The 15,533-nt window shown below is 38.7% G+C and carries 11 protein-coding genes; 5 read left to right on the top strand and 6 right to left on the bottom strand.

The features are described 5' to 3' along the window. Nucleotides 1-17: 17 nt before the first annotated feature. Both BGO88_RS09880 and BGO88_RS09875 read left to right on the top strand, forming a co-directional pair. Nucleotides 18-4,187 (top strand): FIDD domain-containing protein, encoded by a 4,170-nt coding sequence (locus BGO88_RS09880; RefSeq protein WP_286706760.1) that lies wholly within the window; start codon nucleotides 18-20, stop codon nucleotides 4,185-4,187. A gap of 247 nt (nucleotides 4,188-4,434) precedes the next feature. Beyond that, complete coding sequence (locus tag BGO88_RS09875) at nucleotides 4,435-6,846, top strand: TonB-dependent receptor (RefSeq protein WP_286706759.1); 2,412 nt, start codon at nucleotides 4,435-4,437, stop codon at nucleotides 6,844-6,846. A 91-nt stretch (nucleotides 6,847-6,937) separates the two neighbouring features. Here BGO88_RS09875 and BGO88_RS09870 read toward each other — a convergent pair whose 3' ends face one another. Together BGO88_RS09870 and BGO88_RS09865 are read right to left on the bottom strand one after the other, a co-directional pair. Then, nucleotides 6,938-7,435 carry a L,D-transpeptidase family protein gene (locus tag BGO88_RS09870; protein ID WP_286706758.1) on the bottom strand — a complete coding sequence of 166 codons (498 nt, stop codon included), beginning with the start codon at nucleotides 7,433-7,435 and terminating at the stop codon, nucleotides 6,938-6,940. Nucleotides 7,436-7,681: 246 nt separating this feature from the next. After that, entirely contained in the window at nucleotides 7,682-8,692 is a 1,011-nt protein-coding gene (locus BGO88_RS09865; protein ID WP_101471492.1) for a 3-oxoacyl-ACP synthase III family protein, read from the bottom strand. 215 nt (nucleotides 8,693-8,907) lie between these two features. Between BGO88_RS09865 and BGO88_RS09860 the strand changes: the two genes are divergently transcribed. After that, complete coding sequence (locus BGO88_RS09860; protein ID WP_101471491.1) at nucleotides 8,908-11,316, top strand: prolyl oligopeptidase family serine peptidase; 2,409 nt, start codon at nucleotides 8,908-8,910, stop codon at nucleotides 11,314-11,316. A 56-nt stretch (nucleotides 11,317-11,372) separates the two neighbouring features. On the opposite strand, the gene BGO88_RS09855 is transcribed toward BGO88_RS09860, so the two are convergent. From BGO88_RS09855 to BGO88_RS09840, 4 genes are all read right to left on the bottom strand, one after another. Further along, nucleotides 11,373-12,320 carry an ABC transporter ATP-binding protein gene (locus tag BGO88_RS09855; RefSeq protein WP_286706757.1) on the bottom strand — a complete coding sequence of 316 codons (948 nt, stop codon included), beginning with the start codon at nucleotides 12,318-12,320 and terminating at the stop codon, nucleotides 11,373-11,375. A 102-nt stretch (nucleotides 12,321-12,422) separates the two neighbouring features. Then, the gene (locus tag BGO88_RS09850) at nucleotides 12,423-13,025 is read right to left on the bottom strand and encodes an OmpW family outer membrane protein (protein ID WP_286706756.1); all 603 of its coding nucleotides are present in this window, start codon (nucleotides 13,023-13,025) and stop codon (nucleotides 12,423-12,425) included. Between the two features lie 217 nt (nucleotides 13,026-13,242). Continuing rightward, nucleotides 13,243-13,776, bottom strand: a complete 534-nt coding sequence (locus BGO88_RS09845) for a hypothetical protein (RefSeq protein WP_286706755.1) — start codon at nucleotides 13,774-13,776, stop codon at nucleotides 13,243-13,245. A gap of 299 nt (nucleotides 13,777-14,075) precedes the next feature. Beyond that, on the bottom strand, nucleotides 14,076-14,216 hold the full coding sequence (locus BGO88_RS09840; RefSeq protein ID WP_286706754.1) for a hypothetical protein: 141 nt from the start codon (nucleotides 14,214-14,216) through the stop codon (nucleotides 14,076-14,078). A 197-nt stretch (nucleotides 14,217-14,413) separates the two neighbouring features. Between BGO88_RS09840 and BGO88_RS09835 the strand changes: the two genes are divergently transcribed. Both BGO88_RS09835 and aroQ read left to right on the top strand, forming a co-directional pair. Next, a complete protein-coding gene (locus BGO88_RS09835) occupies nucleotides 14,414-14,950 on the top strand; it encodes a porin family protein (protein WP_286706753.1) in 537 nt (178 codons plus the stop codon). Between the two features lie 107 nt (nucleotides 14,951-15,057). Then, nucleotides 15,058-15,471: a type II 3-dehydroquinate dehydratase gene (gene aroQ, locus BGO88_RS09830; RefSeq protein WP_286706752.1), complete on the top strand. Its 414-nt coding sequence runs from the start codon at nucleotides 15,058-15,060 to the stop codon at nucleotides 15,469-15,471. Nucleotides 15,472-15,533: the final 62 nt, after the last annotated feature.

Raw genomic sequence — 15,533 nt, 5'->3', positions numbered from 1 at the left:
TTTGCCCAGATTTTGATATGAAAAATAACCTATTGATTTTATTGGCATTATTGCCAATAGTTGGCTATTCCCAGGCCATAACTGTCGATACGTCAACCCGTACAGTTCCTGAACTTGTCACCAATGTTCTGGTAAACTCCCCTTGTACAGAAGTAACGAATATTTCATGGCGGACCGGAACCAATTTTGGCTCCAGCAACGGTATTGGCTATTTCGAGAACACCAATCCTAATTTCCCCATACCAAGTGGTGTCCTATTGACCACAGGCGATGCAAACCGTGCTCCCGGACCAAACAATTCAACACTCAATGACGGAGATAATCCGGCATGGATAGGCGATACCGATTTGGAAAACGTGCTGGCAGCAGCAGGAATCACCATGAATTCTGTAAATGCTACCGTACTTGAGTTTGATTTCGTGCCTATTTCTTCAAATTTCAGCATGGACTTTCTGTTTGCTTCCGAAGAATATGGTAATTCGCAGTGTAACTTTTCTGATGCCTTTGCCTTTCTTCTCACCAACCTGAATACGGGAATCACCCAAAATCTGGCCGTAATTCCAAATACGAACACCCCGATTTCTGTCTTGACGATTCGCGATTTTCTTTACAATTCATCATGCCCTTCAGCCAATCCGGAATATTTCGGACGATTTAACGGAGGTTCGGAGGCATTGGGTTCTGCTATTAACTTCAACGGACAGACGGTACTTTTTCAGGCTACATCGGTCCTGATTCCCAATACGCCTTACCATATCAAACTGGTTATTGCCGACCGTTCGGACTACAAATCAGATTCTGCCATTTTCCTTTCGTCAGACAGTTTTAATATCGGTCAGGATGTTTTGGGTCCTGATTTGACCATTGCCAGCCAAACGGCTATTTGTCAGGACGCAACACATACGCTTACCACCGGATTGGACCCGGCCACTTATTCTTTCTCCTGGTTGAAAGATGGAAATCCAATTGGCGGAGATGTTGACGAACTTGTCATCAATGAACCGGGAACCTACTCTGTCACTTACAACAATACACTATTTCCGTGTGAGGCTCCGGTTACTGATACTATAGTAGTGGAATATTATCCGGAACTGATTACACCGGAACCACATACATTATATAAATGCAATACGGGGCAAGCCTCTTATAATTATGACCTGTCCTACAACACGCCTATTATTTTGTCTGGTATTGACCCCGGCGTTACACTTTCTTATCACGCCAGCAGAGCAGATGCAGAAAGCGGCGCCAACATTCTCCCGGCTATTCGTCCAAGCGCGGGAAATGAAACCATCTACGTACGGATTCGCAACACAAACGGTTGTATCACAATCAAATCGTTCGACCTGCTTTTGATTGCACCACCAACCGCAACACAGCCTAATGATATGACAGAATGTGCCGTAGCTTTGGACGCCACAGATGCCGACTTTAGTTTTGCGGTACAGGATTCCTCTGTTCTGAACGGACTTTCTACAGATATTTATACTATTTCATATTATACGTCCCTTCCAAATGCGCAGGCCGGAAGCAACCCGCTTCCATCAACAGGCTACACAACGGGAGGCAATCAAACGATTTATGTCAGGATAGAAAACAAAACTGATACAGACTGTTATGACACAACCAACTTTCAGATTTTCGTAAAAAACCTCCCTCCTGTAGACAGACTGGAAAATGTAATCGTGTGCGACCAGCACGAATTGACCCCTTTAACAAACGGAAATTATTTTTCCGGACCTAACGGAACAGGAACACCACTTCTTCCGGGCGATGTTATTACAGAAACGCAAACCGTTTATGTGTTTAACCAAACGGGAGGCTCACCCAACTGTACAAACCAAAGCAGTTTCAGAGTAACCATTATTGACCCGGAGTCATTAATTCCGCCTGACGGAAGGTATTGCACCAGCTATACTTTGCCAACCTTGCCTTTTGGAAATTATTACACCCAATCTGGCGGAAACGGTACACAGATTGCTGCCGGAACCGTAATCAGAAACACCCAAACTATTTTTGTATATTATCAGTTTCCTGAAGAGCCTTTCTGTATTATTGATGGTAGTTTTGATGTTGAAATCATACCATTTGAGAATCTTCCTGAAATTTCTTCCGTATTCGACTGCGACTCTTATGTATTGCCTGCCCTGCCTTTTGGAAATTATTATACGTTACCGGGAGGAACAGGAACCATAGTGCCGGCGGGTACGACAATTACTGCTACACAAACGCTTTATGCTTACGTACAGAACGATATCTGCGAGGACGAGAAAGAATTTACAGTGTTTATCAGAATTGACACACCTCCTAATGCTGAGAATTGTTCAAGCTATACGCTACCCTCACTGCCTATCGGAAATTATTACACAGGACCGGCCGGTTCAGGAACGCAGATTCCGGCAGGAACAATAATCACTACTTCGCAGACAATTTATATATATGTTGCCACAACCGAAAACCCAAACTGTACAGACAATGTCCATTTTGATGTTATCATATCCGACCCGTTTGATTCCATACCGGAAGATATTGCAGTTTGCGGCAGCTATACACTGCCTCCTATTACGGTTGGAAATTATTATACCGGTTCTAACGGAACCGGCACGATGATGCTTGCCGGACAAACAATATACAGTACACAGCGGATTTATATTTACAAACCCGTACTTCCGGGACAAAACTGTACTAATGAAATCAGTTATCTGGTGACCATTAACCCTATTCCGCAAATCAGTTCGAGGTCTGACATTGGACCAACCTGCCAGCCTTATACCTTAACCCCTTTGGCTGTGGGTAATTATTATACCGAACCTAACGGACAAGGAAGAATTCTTAATGCGGGAGACGTTATTTCCCAAACGCAAACTATTTATATCTATGCTATCAGCACAACAGAACCTCCGTGTAGTGCCCAAAACAGCTTTACAATAACAATTGTAGGCATTGAAGCCGATTCACCTGACCCTGCTATTAGCTGTGACAGCTACGTGCTTCCACCGCTGACGGTTGGAAATTATTATACGCAAAGTGGCGGACAGGGAACGCTAAGGCATGCGGGCGAAGTTATCACCACCAGCGAAACGCTTTATATTTATGCTGAAATAGACAACCGTGGCGAAATCTGTTCTGATGATAATATATTCCCAATCACTATTGTCACTACTCCAACAGTAAATCCTATTCCCGAAGATTTGAAAATAACTTGCGATAACGACGATGTTAATGACGGTTTTACCGCATTTGACCTGACTCCGTTTACGGACTTTGCACTGGGCAGCCAATTACCGGCAGATTACATTGTAGAGTATTTTGAATCTGAAAATGACGCCCTTAGAAGAACAAATCCGGTAACATCTTCTACCATGCAGACAATTTATGTAAGGGTTTCGAGCAGGATTTCAGACAGCTGTTATGATATTATGCCTATCCGATTGACCGTTCGCCGTCTGCCGGAACCGCGTCCAAGAGGAGGAACTGTTTGCATTAACAGTGAAACCAACCAGTTAATCAGTTCTCATACGATGCAAACAGGACTTAGCAGTTCAACCCATACGTTTGAATGGTTTGATGACAATGGGCCAATTGCAGGAGCAACAGGCAGTTCCTATACGGCAACAGCTCCGGGAACGTATTCCGTAATTGCGACCAATAACACGACAGGCTGTCCTTCAAAACTTACGAGCGTTGAAGTTGTACGTTCCGAAAAAGCAATCGTCACCTATGTCGTAACCAATACATTTGGCGACAACCAAAGCATTATAGTCACCGCGACCGGAGTTGGAGGCAATTATGTCTACCAACTCGACAACGGACCCTTTCAATCCAGTAATGTTTTTGAAAATGTTTCTTCCGGTGAGCATACCATAACGGTAGACGATTTGAACGGATGTGAAAAAACAACAATTACTGCTTTTGTAATTAATTATCCAAGATATTTCACTCCAAACGGAGATGGTTATAATGACTATTGGAACATTTGGGATTTAGCACACCAACCGGAAGCCGTTATCTACATTTTTGACCGTTATGGCAAATTACTGAAACAAATAAAACCATCGCAACCCGGTGGCTGGGACGGATTTTATAATAACGCTCCTATGCCTTCCACAGATTATTGGTTCAAAGTCATCTATACAGAAAACGGCGTTACAAAAGAATTCAGGGCCCATTTCGCTATGAAACGATAAATCCGAAAACGCTAACATACACCTAATCAGAAAGCTTCCCTAAACAGGAAGCTTTTTATTGTTTGGAATGAATTTAAATATAAAAAATAGTGTAACATATTTTAATTTTTGTAGTCTATATAGGCAACTAAAATCTTGTTCAATATTAAAAAGATGTTAATTTTTGTATAAACTAGTACTATGTATTACATATTAATAAAAAAAATAAATACATTTGCAACATCAATCATCAATCAAAAATAACCCAATGAGACTAAAATTATTTTTTCTATGCCTTATTATGCCTTTGCTTTCTATGCAGGCACAAAACAATTTAACGATTACCGGAAAAGTGGTCGACAAATCAGGGCAGCCCATTTCTTATGCTACGGTAACGATTAAGGAAGGCACAGCAGTAATTACAGGAAGTATCACAGATGACAATGGTGATTTCGAAGTAAAAGGACTTGCTCAAAAAAATTACGATATCGAAATACAGTTTATAGGATACAAGCCTTACAACGGAAAAGCAGATTTGGCTTCCGGTCAAAAAAGCCTGTCTTTGAACAGAATTATGCTTGCAGACGAAGCAACACAACTGGAAGGTGTTGAAGTTATTGCAGAGCGTTCAACGATAGAGCAGAAAATCGACCGAAAAGTAATCAACGTGGGGCGTGACCTTACTACGGCAGGAGCTACGGCTTCGGAAATCATGAACAACATTCCAACGGTGAATGTTGACCAGGATGGAAAAATCTCTTTGAGAGGAAACCAAAATGTCAGAGTATTGGTAGATGGAAGACCAACCAACATAGACCCCGCTCAATTGCTAAAGCAAATCCCTTCTACTTCAATCAAGAAAATCGAATTGATTACAAACCCGAGCGCGAAATACAATCCGGAAGGAATGTCGGGTATCATCAATATTGTCTTGCACAAAAACTCCAACAATGGTTTTAACGGAAGCTTGAATTCCGGAATTACTTTTGCGAAAGATGCCAAATTCAACAACTCTCTGGATATGAACTACAGAACCGGAAAAGTAAACTTCTTCGGGAATGCAGGTAGCAACTTCGGAAAATATTACAATGATGGTTTCATCCAAAGATTTGACAACAATTCACAGCAAGTACTTGATATTGTAAACGACAACGAATCTTATTTGTATAAGATTGGTATGGACTACTACATCGATGATAACAATACGCTTTCATTCTATACGAACCAAAACTCTATGAATGGTAAAGGAAATGTAGATACCGATATCCGCTATTTGAATGGCGACCTGCCAAATGTGCTTCAACTAGGAAGATATAAAACAGACAATAATAGCGGAGCCTACAACCTGGCCTATAAGCATAAGTTTGCAAAAGAAGGACATACTTTGGATTTTGAAGGAAACTATAACGATTATGAGCAGACTCAAAATGCGAACTTCAATACAACGACATTTAATACTCCGGCAGAACAGGTTGTTTATGGTGATAAAATCAAGGATGAAAGAAAAACGACAACTTTAAACCTGGATTACGTAAATCCTTTGTCTGAAAAGTCAACTCTTGAATTGGGTGCTGAGGCAAGAATTACAAGAACAACCAATGATTATACAACCGGAAACTTATTGGTTCCGATTGAAAACAGAAGTTCAAACTATACCTACGATATAGATATTTATTCTGCTTATGCTACTTTCGGACAAAAGTTTGAAAAATTCAGCTACCAGCTTGGAGCACGTTTTGAAAGCTACAAAGTAAAAGCCAACCTGAATGTAAACAATAGCAATGTAGCCTTTGACGACGATTATTTTACTGTTTATCCATCGGCTTACCTTACCTATAACCTAACTGAGAAAAACATGTTCCAGTTAAGTTACAGCCGTCGTGTTGACAGACCAAGTTTGGAGCAGACAAAACCAATCAGGGAATTTGCAACGCCTTTGGTTACCGGTCTGGGTAATCAGGAATTGGAGCCACAGTTTACCAACTCTGTAGAATTGAACTACACCAGAATACTTTCAAAAGGTTCAATTACCGGAGGTATTTACTACAGATTGATTAATGACGAAATCAACAGGGTTTTATATTCTGACGAAACAACAGACAATCCAAATGACCTGATTATGAGTTGGGCTAACTTTGACAACAACTCTGCTTACGGATTTGAAGTGTCTGCGAACTACAAAATCACAAAATGGTGGGATGTACAGCCTTCTGTAGACTTCTCAAACATTACCCAAAAAGGTCTGGTTTCTGTATTGAGACCCGGAACAACAGACCAATTTGATTTTGTAAGAAAAGAAATTGATGCAGCCGCATTTAACGCAAGACTGAACAGTAACTTCAAAGCGACAAAAAATTTAAGTTTCCTTCTGTTCGGATTCTTTAGAAGTGGTGTTGACGGAATCCAAAACGACAGCAAGGACATGTATAAGATTGATATGGGAGGCCGTTATTCATTGCTAAACAACAAACTGAACTTCAGCGTTCGTTTCAATGACGTCTTTAATATGATGGAATACGGTTTCGACAGCAAACACCCTTATCCAAGCACAGGAACTTTCAGATGGGAAAGCCAGAGTCTTTACTTCGGAATCAACTATATGTTTGGTGGAGGTAAAAACAGGGCACTTCAAAGAAAGTACCGTGAAGACAATACCAAACAAGGTGGCGGTATGTTCTAAGAATCAATTTTTAGGTTTTTTTATATATTGGGTTAAAAATGAAAAACTCGGAAGTGATGCCTCCGAGTTTTTCTATTTTATACAATGCCATTTAAGGAAATATTTCTATTTCAGCACCTACTTTTACCGATTGATACAATTCGTCAATTTCATAATCGGTTACGGCAATACAACCGGCCGTCCAATCTTTCCATCGGTGGAACTTTGACCGATAGCCCCTCCCGTTCCGAAGTCCGTGAATTTTTATATCACCTCCTGCTGATTCCCCTAAAGCTGCGGCATGTTCCAAATCTTTTTCATTAGGATATGAAACTCCGAGGTTTTTGTGAAAAGCACTTTCCGGATTCTTTCCGTCAATCGTATAAGTCCCTTCCGGAGTTTTACAGTCGCCTTCAATTTCTTTATGTCCTATCGGATTTTTGCCCAAAGCTATCTTATAGGTTTTTAAAAGAATCCCACAGGAATAGACATTCATTTTCCTTTTTGACTTATAAACTTCTATCCTGTCGATAATCTTATCTTTCGGCAATTTTTCCCCACGATAAAAATAGTAGAGAAGAATTGAGACGGGTATAATTAGAAGGAGCATTTTTTTTGAGGTGCTAAGTTAGTGAGGTGCTAAGCGATAAGGTTCTAAGGTACTGAGGTTCTAAGGTACAGAGGTTTTGTGTTTCTTTGACCAAGACATTATCTTATAAACATAAGATTACCAAAATCAAAATATGTAAGAACCTAAAGTAGTAAGATGCTCTAATGATTGAGAGCTTTTTCAACTTAAAACCTTAGCAACTTTACCTACTTAGCAACTTAGAATCTCAGCACCTTAGCCACTTTTTTACCAACGAATAACAACACTTCCCCAGGTGAAGCCACTTCCAAAAGCAGCCAATACCACAAGGTCGCCAGATTTTATTTTTCCTTGTTCCCAGGCTTCTGTCAAGGCAATTGGAATAGAAGCTGCGGTAGTATTTCCGTATTTCTGAATATTATTATAAACCTGGTCGTCTGCCAGTTTGAATTTTTGCTGGATGAATTGGGAAATCCTCAAATTCGCCTGATGCGGAATCAGCATATTGATGTCAGAAACATCCAAATTGCTGGCTTTTAATCCTTCCATAATTACTTCACTGAAACGAACTACTGCGTTTTTAAATACAAACTGTCCGTTCATGTATGGGAAATAGCTTTCATCATTCGGGTCATTATCAGCAATAATATCTGTCACCCATCGTCCGCCCATTCCCGGAGCTTTTACGATAAGTTCTTCCGCATATTGTCCTTCAGAATGCAGATGCGTAGACAAAATTCCTTTGTTTGTATCTACTTCTCTTGAAATGATTGCCGCTCCTGCACCATCTCCAAAAATTACAGAAACGCCACGTCCGCGTGTTGTCATGTCCAATCCTGTCGAATGCACTTCAGAGCCGATAATCAGGATATTTTTATACATTCCGGTTTTGATATACTGGTCTGCAATTGACAAGGCATATACAAATCCTGAACATTGGTTTCGGATATCCAACGCTCCAACGGTATTTAGTCCTAAATCTCTCTGTACTAAAACTCCAGGGCCTGGAAAATAGTAGTCAGGACTTAAGGTAGCAAAAATGATAAAATCGATGTCCTCTTTTGCTACACCGGAACGTTCAATTGCAATTTTTGCCGCTTTCACACCCATTGACGTCGTAGTATTCCCGTCGCCTTTTACAATATGGCGTCTTTCCTGAATTCCTGTACGCTCCTGAATCCACTCATCATTAGTGTCTATTATTTTAGACAAATCATCATTAGTAACAATATTTTCAGGAACATAATATCCTAAACCTGCAATTTTTGAATGATACATATTTTATTATTTCGTTAAAAATCAGACCGCAAATTTACGCATCCGCAAATTATCTATCGCACAAGTTAGCAAATATTTCAATATCAGCAATTGAGTGTGCGTTTTTGAAAGTACTTTTCTATAACTCCTTTTTATTTATTAACTAAATATTTTAGCACATGTAACAAGCTTGACTTATTTTAGACAAATATTTCATCAACCCTAATATAAATAATATGAAATTAAAGTTATCTATGCTTTTCCTGCTTGTCGGATTGACAGGATTTTCGCAGGAAGAACTTACTTACCAAAAGCCCTCCAAAGAAATTTTGGACCTGGCCGACTATGAAAGAGCTCCTTCGGTTTCGATGGACACCAAAAAAGAATACATGCTTCTTTCGTACCGAAATACCTACAAAACTCTTGATGAATTAAATCAGGAAGAAATGAGATTAGGCGGTTTGAGAATTAACCCAATTACGAATATCTCAAGTACCGTTACCTATATTAACAACCTGAAAGTCCGCAAAATCAAGGATAAGAATGAAACTCAGGTAACCGGCTTGCCACAAAATCCAAAAATCAGCAATATTTCCTGGTCACCGGACGAAAAGAAACTTGCTTTTACACACACTACAGCTACAGGAGTGGAATTGTGGGTTTTAGACATTGCTTCAGCAAAAGCAACCCGATTAACAGAGGCAACTGTAAATGCCAACATGGGTAGTCCGTACAGCTGGTACAGAGACAATCAGAACCTATTGGTTAGGATGCTTCCTAAAAACCGTCCTGCCCTGATTGATTCTAAAAAAGACCTCCCAAAAGGACCTACGGTTTCTACCAGTGACGGTTCAAAATCACAAAACAGAACCTATCAGGATTTATTAAAAAACAAAACTGACGAGACTAATTTTGAAACCTTAGTAAGTTCTGAGCTTTATAAAATTGACCTTAGCGGAAAAGCGTCGCTTTATAAAAGTGCCGATTTATATGCCGGTGAAGGTTTTTCTCCTGACGGAAACTACATCATGATTACTACGATACAAAAGCCATTTTCTTATATCGTTCCTTTGAGCCGTTTCCCAATGAAGTCTGTAGTATATGACCTGACAGGAAAAGAAATTAAGGTGGTTAACGAAGTGCCTCTTTCTGAAATCATGCCAAAAGGTTTTATGGCTACCCGAAAAGGAAAAAGAAGCATGGGCTGGAGAAGCGATGCTCCGGCAACTCTTTATTTTGTTGAAGCTTTAGACGGTGGAGACCCGGCCAATAAAGTAGATTTCAGGGACGAAGTTTTCTTATGGCAGGCTCCATTTACTTCCAATCCTACATCTTTGGTTAAAACAGTACAACGTTACGGAGGCATTGTTTGGGGTAATAACACTACTGCCATTTTATACGACCAGTGGTATGACACCCGAAATGAAAAGACCTACTTATTCAATCCGTCAAATCCTGGACAGGCTCCAAAAGTAATCTTTGACAGAAATTCTCAGGACATTTATTCTGACCCGGGAAGTTTCGAAACAATCAAAAACCAATACGGAAGACAAGTATTGGCTCTTGAAAACGACAATGCCTTCCTTATTGGCCAAGGTCATACTAAAAATGGTCAGTTTCCATTTATTGACGAGTTCAACATCAAGACTTTCAAGACAAAACGTTTGTACCAATCGGCTTACAAAGACAAAAAAGAAAGCATCTTCTCTATTGAAGACTTCAAAAAAGGCGATGTATTAGTTCAGATTCAGTCAAAAAGCGAATACCCGAACTACTACTTCAGAAATATCAAAAAGAAGAATGAGCTAACGCAGATTACCAATTTCAAAAATCCGTTTGAAAGTATCAAAAACGTACACAAAGAAGTAATCAAATACAAAAGAAAAGACGGTGTAGAGCTTTCAGGAACATTATACCTTCCTGTTGGTTATGACATGAAGAAAAAAGAGAAATTACCTCTTTTAATCTGGGCGTATCCTGAAGAATACAAAGACAAGAACAGTGCGGGACAAAGTTCTCAAAACCCGAACGAATTTACATTTCCTAACTACGGTTCTTTCGTGTATTGGGTAGCTAAAGGCTATGTAGTATTGGATGATGCTTCTTTCCCAATCATTGGAGAAGGCTCAACAGAACCAAACGATACTTTTATCACGCAGTTGGTAGACAATGCCGCTGCTGCAATTGATGCAGTTGACAAGCTAGGTTATATCAACCGTAAAAAAGTAGCCGTTGGAGGACACTCTTACGGTGCTTTTATGACAGCTAACCTATTGACACATTCTGACCTGTTTGCCTGCGGTATTGCAAGAAGCGGCGCTTATAACAGAACGCTTACACCATTCGGATTCCAAAGCGAGCAAAGAAACTACTGGGAAGTTCCGGAAGTTTACAATACAATGTCGCCATTTATGACTGCTGATAAAATGAAAACACCACTTTTGCTTGTACATGGTGACGCTGATAACAATCCGGGAACTTTCACATTGCAGTCAGAAAGATATTTCCAGGCCCTGAAAGGTCTTGGTGCTCCGGTAAGATTGCTTTTATTGCCAAAAGAAAGCCACGGCTATGCTGCTAAAGAAAACATCCTTCACCTGCTTTGGGAACAGGACCAGTTCTTAGAAAAGCACCTGAAAAACTAATTGGAATCATTTCCAAAAATAAAAATCCCGGAATCAAAAATTCCGGGATTTTTATTTTAAGATATTTTATTATTCAGTTCCAGAAAGACAAAAGTTTCATTTTCAAGTGCACTATTGTGCTCAAAGAAAATAACCTGTTTTTCAAGTACCGCCTTAACCAGATACCGGTTTCCTTTAAAATAAGATTGTTTTACCAACACCTGTATAAAACCTGTCTGTGCCACTTTTAATTGATGCGGATACAAAAGCAGGTTGATCATTGTCCCGTTTTCGTCTTCTACCGTAATTTCATTAATCTCACCAAAAAGTGAGGCTAGATATTTGTTAACCGGATTAAAATACAACTCTTTTGACGGTGCTTTTTCAAGCATTCTACCCTTTTGCATCACAATGGTCTCATCAGCAAAAGAAAGCGCATCTGCGCTGTCGTGTGTAGCCACAATACAGGTAATTCCTTTTTTCTTCAGGTAAGCAAACAGGTTTCTGCGAAGGGCATTCTTTCTAAAATTATCAATATGGCTAAAAGGTTCGTCCAATAGCAAAACTTCAGGCTCTAAAGCCAGAACTCTTGCCAAAGCTACTCTTTGCTGTTGACCTCCACTTAAATACTTCGCTTTGGTTTTGGCATAATCAGACATTTCAACCATAGCCAGTAAATCGGCTACACGCTGTGCTTTTTCTTCTTTATAAACATTGGAAAGATATTTACCCACATTTTCCTCTACGGTTGTATAAGGCATCAGGTCAAAATCCTGTGCCAGGTATTTGATATAATCTTCTCCGGGAATCAGATTGTATTTTGGTCCTAAAATAGGCGTATCGCCATAAAAAATCTGTCCTTCATCTAAATCGTAAAGTCCATAAATTAGTTTTAAAAGCGTACTTTTTCCGCAACCGCTTTCACCAATTATGGCAATATTCTGGCCTTTTTGAATGGTAAAACTGATGTTCTCTATTACTTGTTTTTCGGTATAACCGAAAGAAATATTCTGGACTGATAACATGAATGTGGATTGAAGATTGCAAAGTTAGCGAAACGGGAGTTAATCTTAAAAGAAAAAGGCTTCCCAAATGGGAAGCCTTTTTGATATATTCTAATCTTATTCTTAGAATTTGTAAACCAATCCTAATCTGATATCTCTCATATCAAGACCGAAATCAAAAGAATTTGTTTTTTCAGCACCGTCTGCATCTGGTTTAGTAGTTTCGAAACCTAAGATTCCGAAAGAAGCCTCAATTGCAAAGTTTTTAGCAAGGAAATAGCTAACACCTGGAGCTACTGCAACACCAAAACCGTCACCTTTGAACTCACCAAGTGTTCCTGCTTCTGCATCAAATTCATTATCATAGCTCATGTAGCTTACACCCAACTGACCGAAGATAGAGAATTTAGAAGCCGGAGTAAAGTAGTATCTACCAAAAGCACCAACAGAAAGAGTACTGTTTGTTGCATCTGCAGTACCTACATCAACTTTTGAAGATCCGTATCCGAATGCAAGACCTAAAGCGATGTTATCAGTTACAAAATAACCAGCACTTGGAGCAATTTCGAAATCACTAGTTTTGAAATCTCCAGTTTTAGTTGAACCAAAACTTACAGCACCAGAAATGAATACATCACCTTTTTTGAAACCTTCAGAAGTCTCTTCTTGAGCGTTAGCAAATCCGAAAGCGAATACTGCTGCTACTGTTAAAACAATTTTTTTCATGTTTGTTTAGTTTTAAAATTATGCGGCAAAAGTATAAAAAAAATAACACGAAACAACTGACATGTTATTTTTCATTTATCATTAAATTCATACAAAAACAATACATTGTTGAAAATCAGAAAATTAACACAAAAACCGAGATAAAAACAGTGCTTTTGAAAAATAAAAAAGCCTCCCGTTCAGGAGGCTTTTTATTATGTAATCTAAATTTTATTTCTTAGAAATGCAGCGCAAAACCAATTCTTACCTGGAAAACGTCATCATAAAAATCCTCGTTTAAGCTTTTGTTGAATCTCAAACCTGGTTCAATAGATACGTTTTGTCCTAAGAAGATAGCATAACCGCCCTGTATTCCTAAATAGGAAGGATTTTCATCAGCATCTTTAATAGAAGCTCCGGAATAGTCTAACTGAACAGGAATTTGACTGATGATATAGTACTTCGCACCAATTTTGTATGAGAATGCAGAAACATCGTCTCCCATATCTACATAACCCAAACCGGCTTTGATAGCCAAATCATCCATTACAAAATAACCACCTTCAGCCCCAATAGACCATGTCGTTTCACCATCTGTAGAATCTAATCCAAAAGAAGTATTAGCAGCATGAGCAGCACCGAAACCGGTATTCGCCTCAATTAACCATTTTCCTTTTGCAGTTTGTCCTCCATTAGCTGTGCTTTTTGCATCCTGAGCATTCGCAAACCCAAAAGCAAATACTGCAGCTACAGTTAAAATAATTTTTTTCATGTTTGTTTAGTTTTAAAATTACTAATCAAATGTATCAAATAATTGATATAAAAAGCTGTCATATAACTTTTGTTATTAACCATGAAATTAACAAAAACGAAACCTATCTTCCTGTATTTATCTGGTTTTAAGAACGAAAACGGATATTTCAAAATAAAAAAGCCTTCCAAAAAACGGAAAGCTTTTACGTCATAGTAAAACGGAATTAAAACCGGTAACCAGCACCAATTTGAAAACCGGTAGTATTGATATCAAAACCCGTACGGTATCATTACTATTCGTCAACCCGACATTATATGTCAATCAAAGGACATACCGATTGGCAATTTATAATCTCTTCCAAAATTGGTAAATTCAAACCCACTAACATCAAATTTAATTCCTTCGGGAGCATTAGCAAACCCAAAAGAACCTATCACAATTACTGATAAAAAATTCATGTCGTTAAGTTTTAAAACACAATCAAAAGACAGCAAGAAAACACATGAAATGCTTGGCTTTCATGACTTTGTTTAACTTAATTTTAAGAAAAAAAATATTAATAATTTCATAATTTTAAAATTAACTCAAAAAAACATAGCTACATTTGTTTAGCTAAAAAGCTTTAAAACTTTTAAACCACCTTAAAAAATTTATTATGAAAAAATTTATCGTAGCTGCAATTTTAATCATTGCAGGAGCAACAAATGCTGATGCACAACTTTTAAAATTTGGTATCAAAGGAGGTGTTAACTTCGCCAACTTTAACGGAGGTGCCGATGGTATCGACTACAGCAGCAGAACCGGTTTTCATGCAGGTGCGGTTGCCGAAGTAAAACTTTTTCAAAACTTTTCATTACAACCAGAATTGCTTTATACTTCGCAAGGTGCTGATGTAAAAGGACTTGGTGATTTCAACCTGGACTATGTTTCTGTTCCGGTTTTGGCGAAATTTTACTTAATTTCAGAAAAATTGAGTTTGGAAGTAGGACCTCAGTTTTCTTTTTTGATCGATGAGGCAAAAAATGAATTTGAAAACAAAAGCTTTGATTTCGCGGCTGCCGGAGGCTTAGGACTTAACATTACCGATAACTTTTTTGCTCAGGCAAGATATACTATCGGGCTTTCTGAAGTTTCAAAAGAGGCAGAAGTCAAAAATGCTGTCTTCCAATTATCACTTGGATACTTTTTCTAAAAAATATATTTCTTAAAAGAGAACCGTTTTGTTTAGCAAAACGGTTTTTTTATGCCTTAACATTTTATAAAGAAGGGAAATTCCTATTTTTACAAAAATCATCTTTCATGAAAATCATTATTATCAACGGACCTAACTTAAACCTGCTTGGAAAACGGGAACCTGAAATTTACGGCAGCCAAACTTTTGAAGATTATTTTGTTTCGCTTCAGGCTGAATTTCCAAACATCGAGCTTGTTTATTTCCAAAGCAATATTGAAGGAGAAATCATCAGTAAAATTCAGGAAACAGGTTTTACCTTTGATGGAATTATCCTGAACGCCGCTGCCTATACCCATACTTCCGTAGGAATTGGCGATGCCGTCAAATCCATTACTGCTCCCGTTATAGAAGTTCATATTTCCAACACTTTTTCCAGAGAATCTTTCAGGCATCAATCCTATATCTCGCCTAACGCAAAAGGAATCATAATCGGTTTCGGACTTGAGAGTTATAAACTCGCTATACAGGCTTTTCTATAATTTTTTTTTACCCATACAACCATTTCATAAATAGAAACGTCTATTTATAATGTGACCGTATT

This window comes from Flavobacterium sp. 38-13 (assembly GCF_001899155.1).
GTDB lineage: Bacteria > Bacteroidota > Bacteroidia > Flavobacteriales > Flavobacteriaceae > Flavobacterium > Flavobacterium lindanitolerans.
The sequence above is the reverse complement of the archived record's forward strand: the minus strand, read 5'-3'. Positions and strand labels throughout refer to the sequence as shown.

Excerpts from the sequence above, each read along its gene's own strand:
- BGO88_RS09880 (WP_286706760.1), top strand. The coding sequence starts at position 18 with ATGAAAAATAACCTATTGATTTTATTGGCATTATTGCCAATAGTTGGC.
- BGO88_RS09875 (WP_286706759.1), top strand. The coding sequence starts at position 4,435 with ATGAGACTAAAATTATTTTTTCTATGCCTTATTATGCCTTTGCTTTCT.
- BGO88_RS09870 (WP_286706758.1), bottom strand. The coding sequence starts at position 7,435 with ATGCTCCTTCTAATTATACCCGTCTCAATTCTTCTCTACTATTTTTAT.
- BGO88_RS09865 (WP_101471492.1), bottom strand. The coding sequence starts at position 8,692 with ATGTATCATTCAAAAATTGCAGGTTTAGGATATTATGTTCCTGAAAAT.
- BGO88_RS09860 (WP_101471491.1), top strand. The coding sequence starts at position 8,908 with ATGAAATTAAAGTTATCTATGCTTTTCCTGCTTGTCGGATTGACAGGA.
- BGO88_RS09855 (WP_286706757.1), bottom strand. The coding sequence starts at position 12,320 with ATGTTATCAGTCCAGAATATTTCTTTCGGTTATACCGAAAAACAAGTA.
- BGO88_RS09850 (WP_286706756.1), bottom strand. The coding sequence starts at position 13,025 with ATGAAAAAAATTGTTTTAACAGTAGCAGCAGTATTCGCTTTCGGATTT.
- BGO88_RS09845 (WP_286706755.1), bottom strand. The coding sequence starts at position 13,776 with ATGAAAAAAATTATTTTAACTGTAGCTGCAGTATTTGCTTTTGGGTTT.
- BGO88_RS09840 (WP_286706754.1), bottom strand. The coding sequence starts at position 14,216 with ATGAATTTTTTATCAGTAATTGTGATAGGTTCTTTTGGGTTTGCTAAT.
- BGO88_RS09835 (WP_286706753.1), top strand. The coding sequence starts at position 14,414 with ATGAAAAAATTTATCGTAGCTGCAATTTTAATCATTGCAGGAGCAACA.
- aroQ (WP_286706752.1), top strand. The coding sequence starts at position 15,058 with ATGAAAATCATTATTATCAACGGACCTAACTTAAACCTGCTTGGAAAA.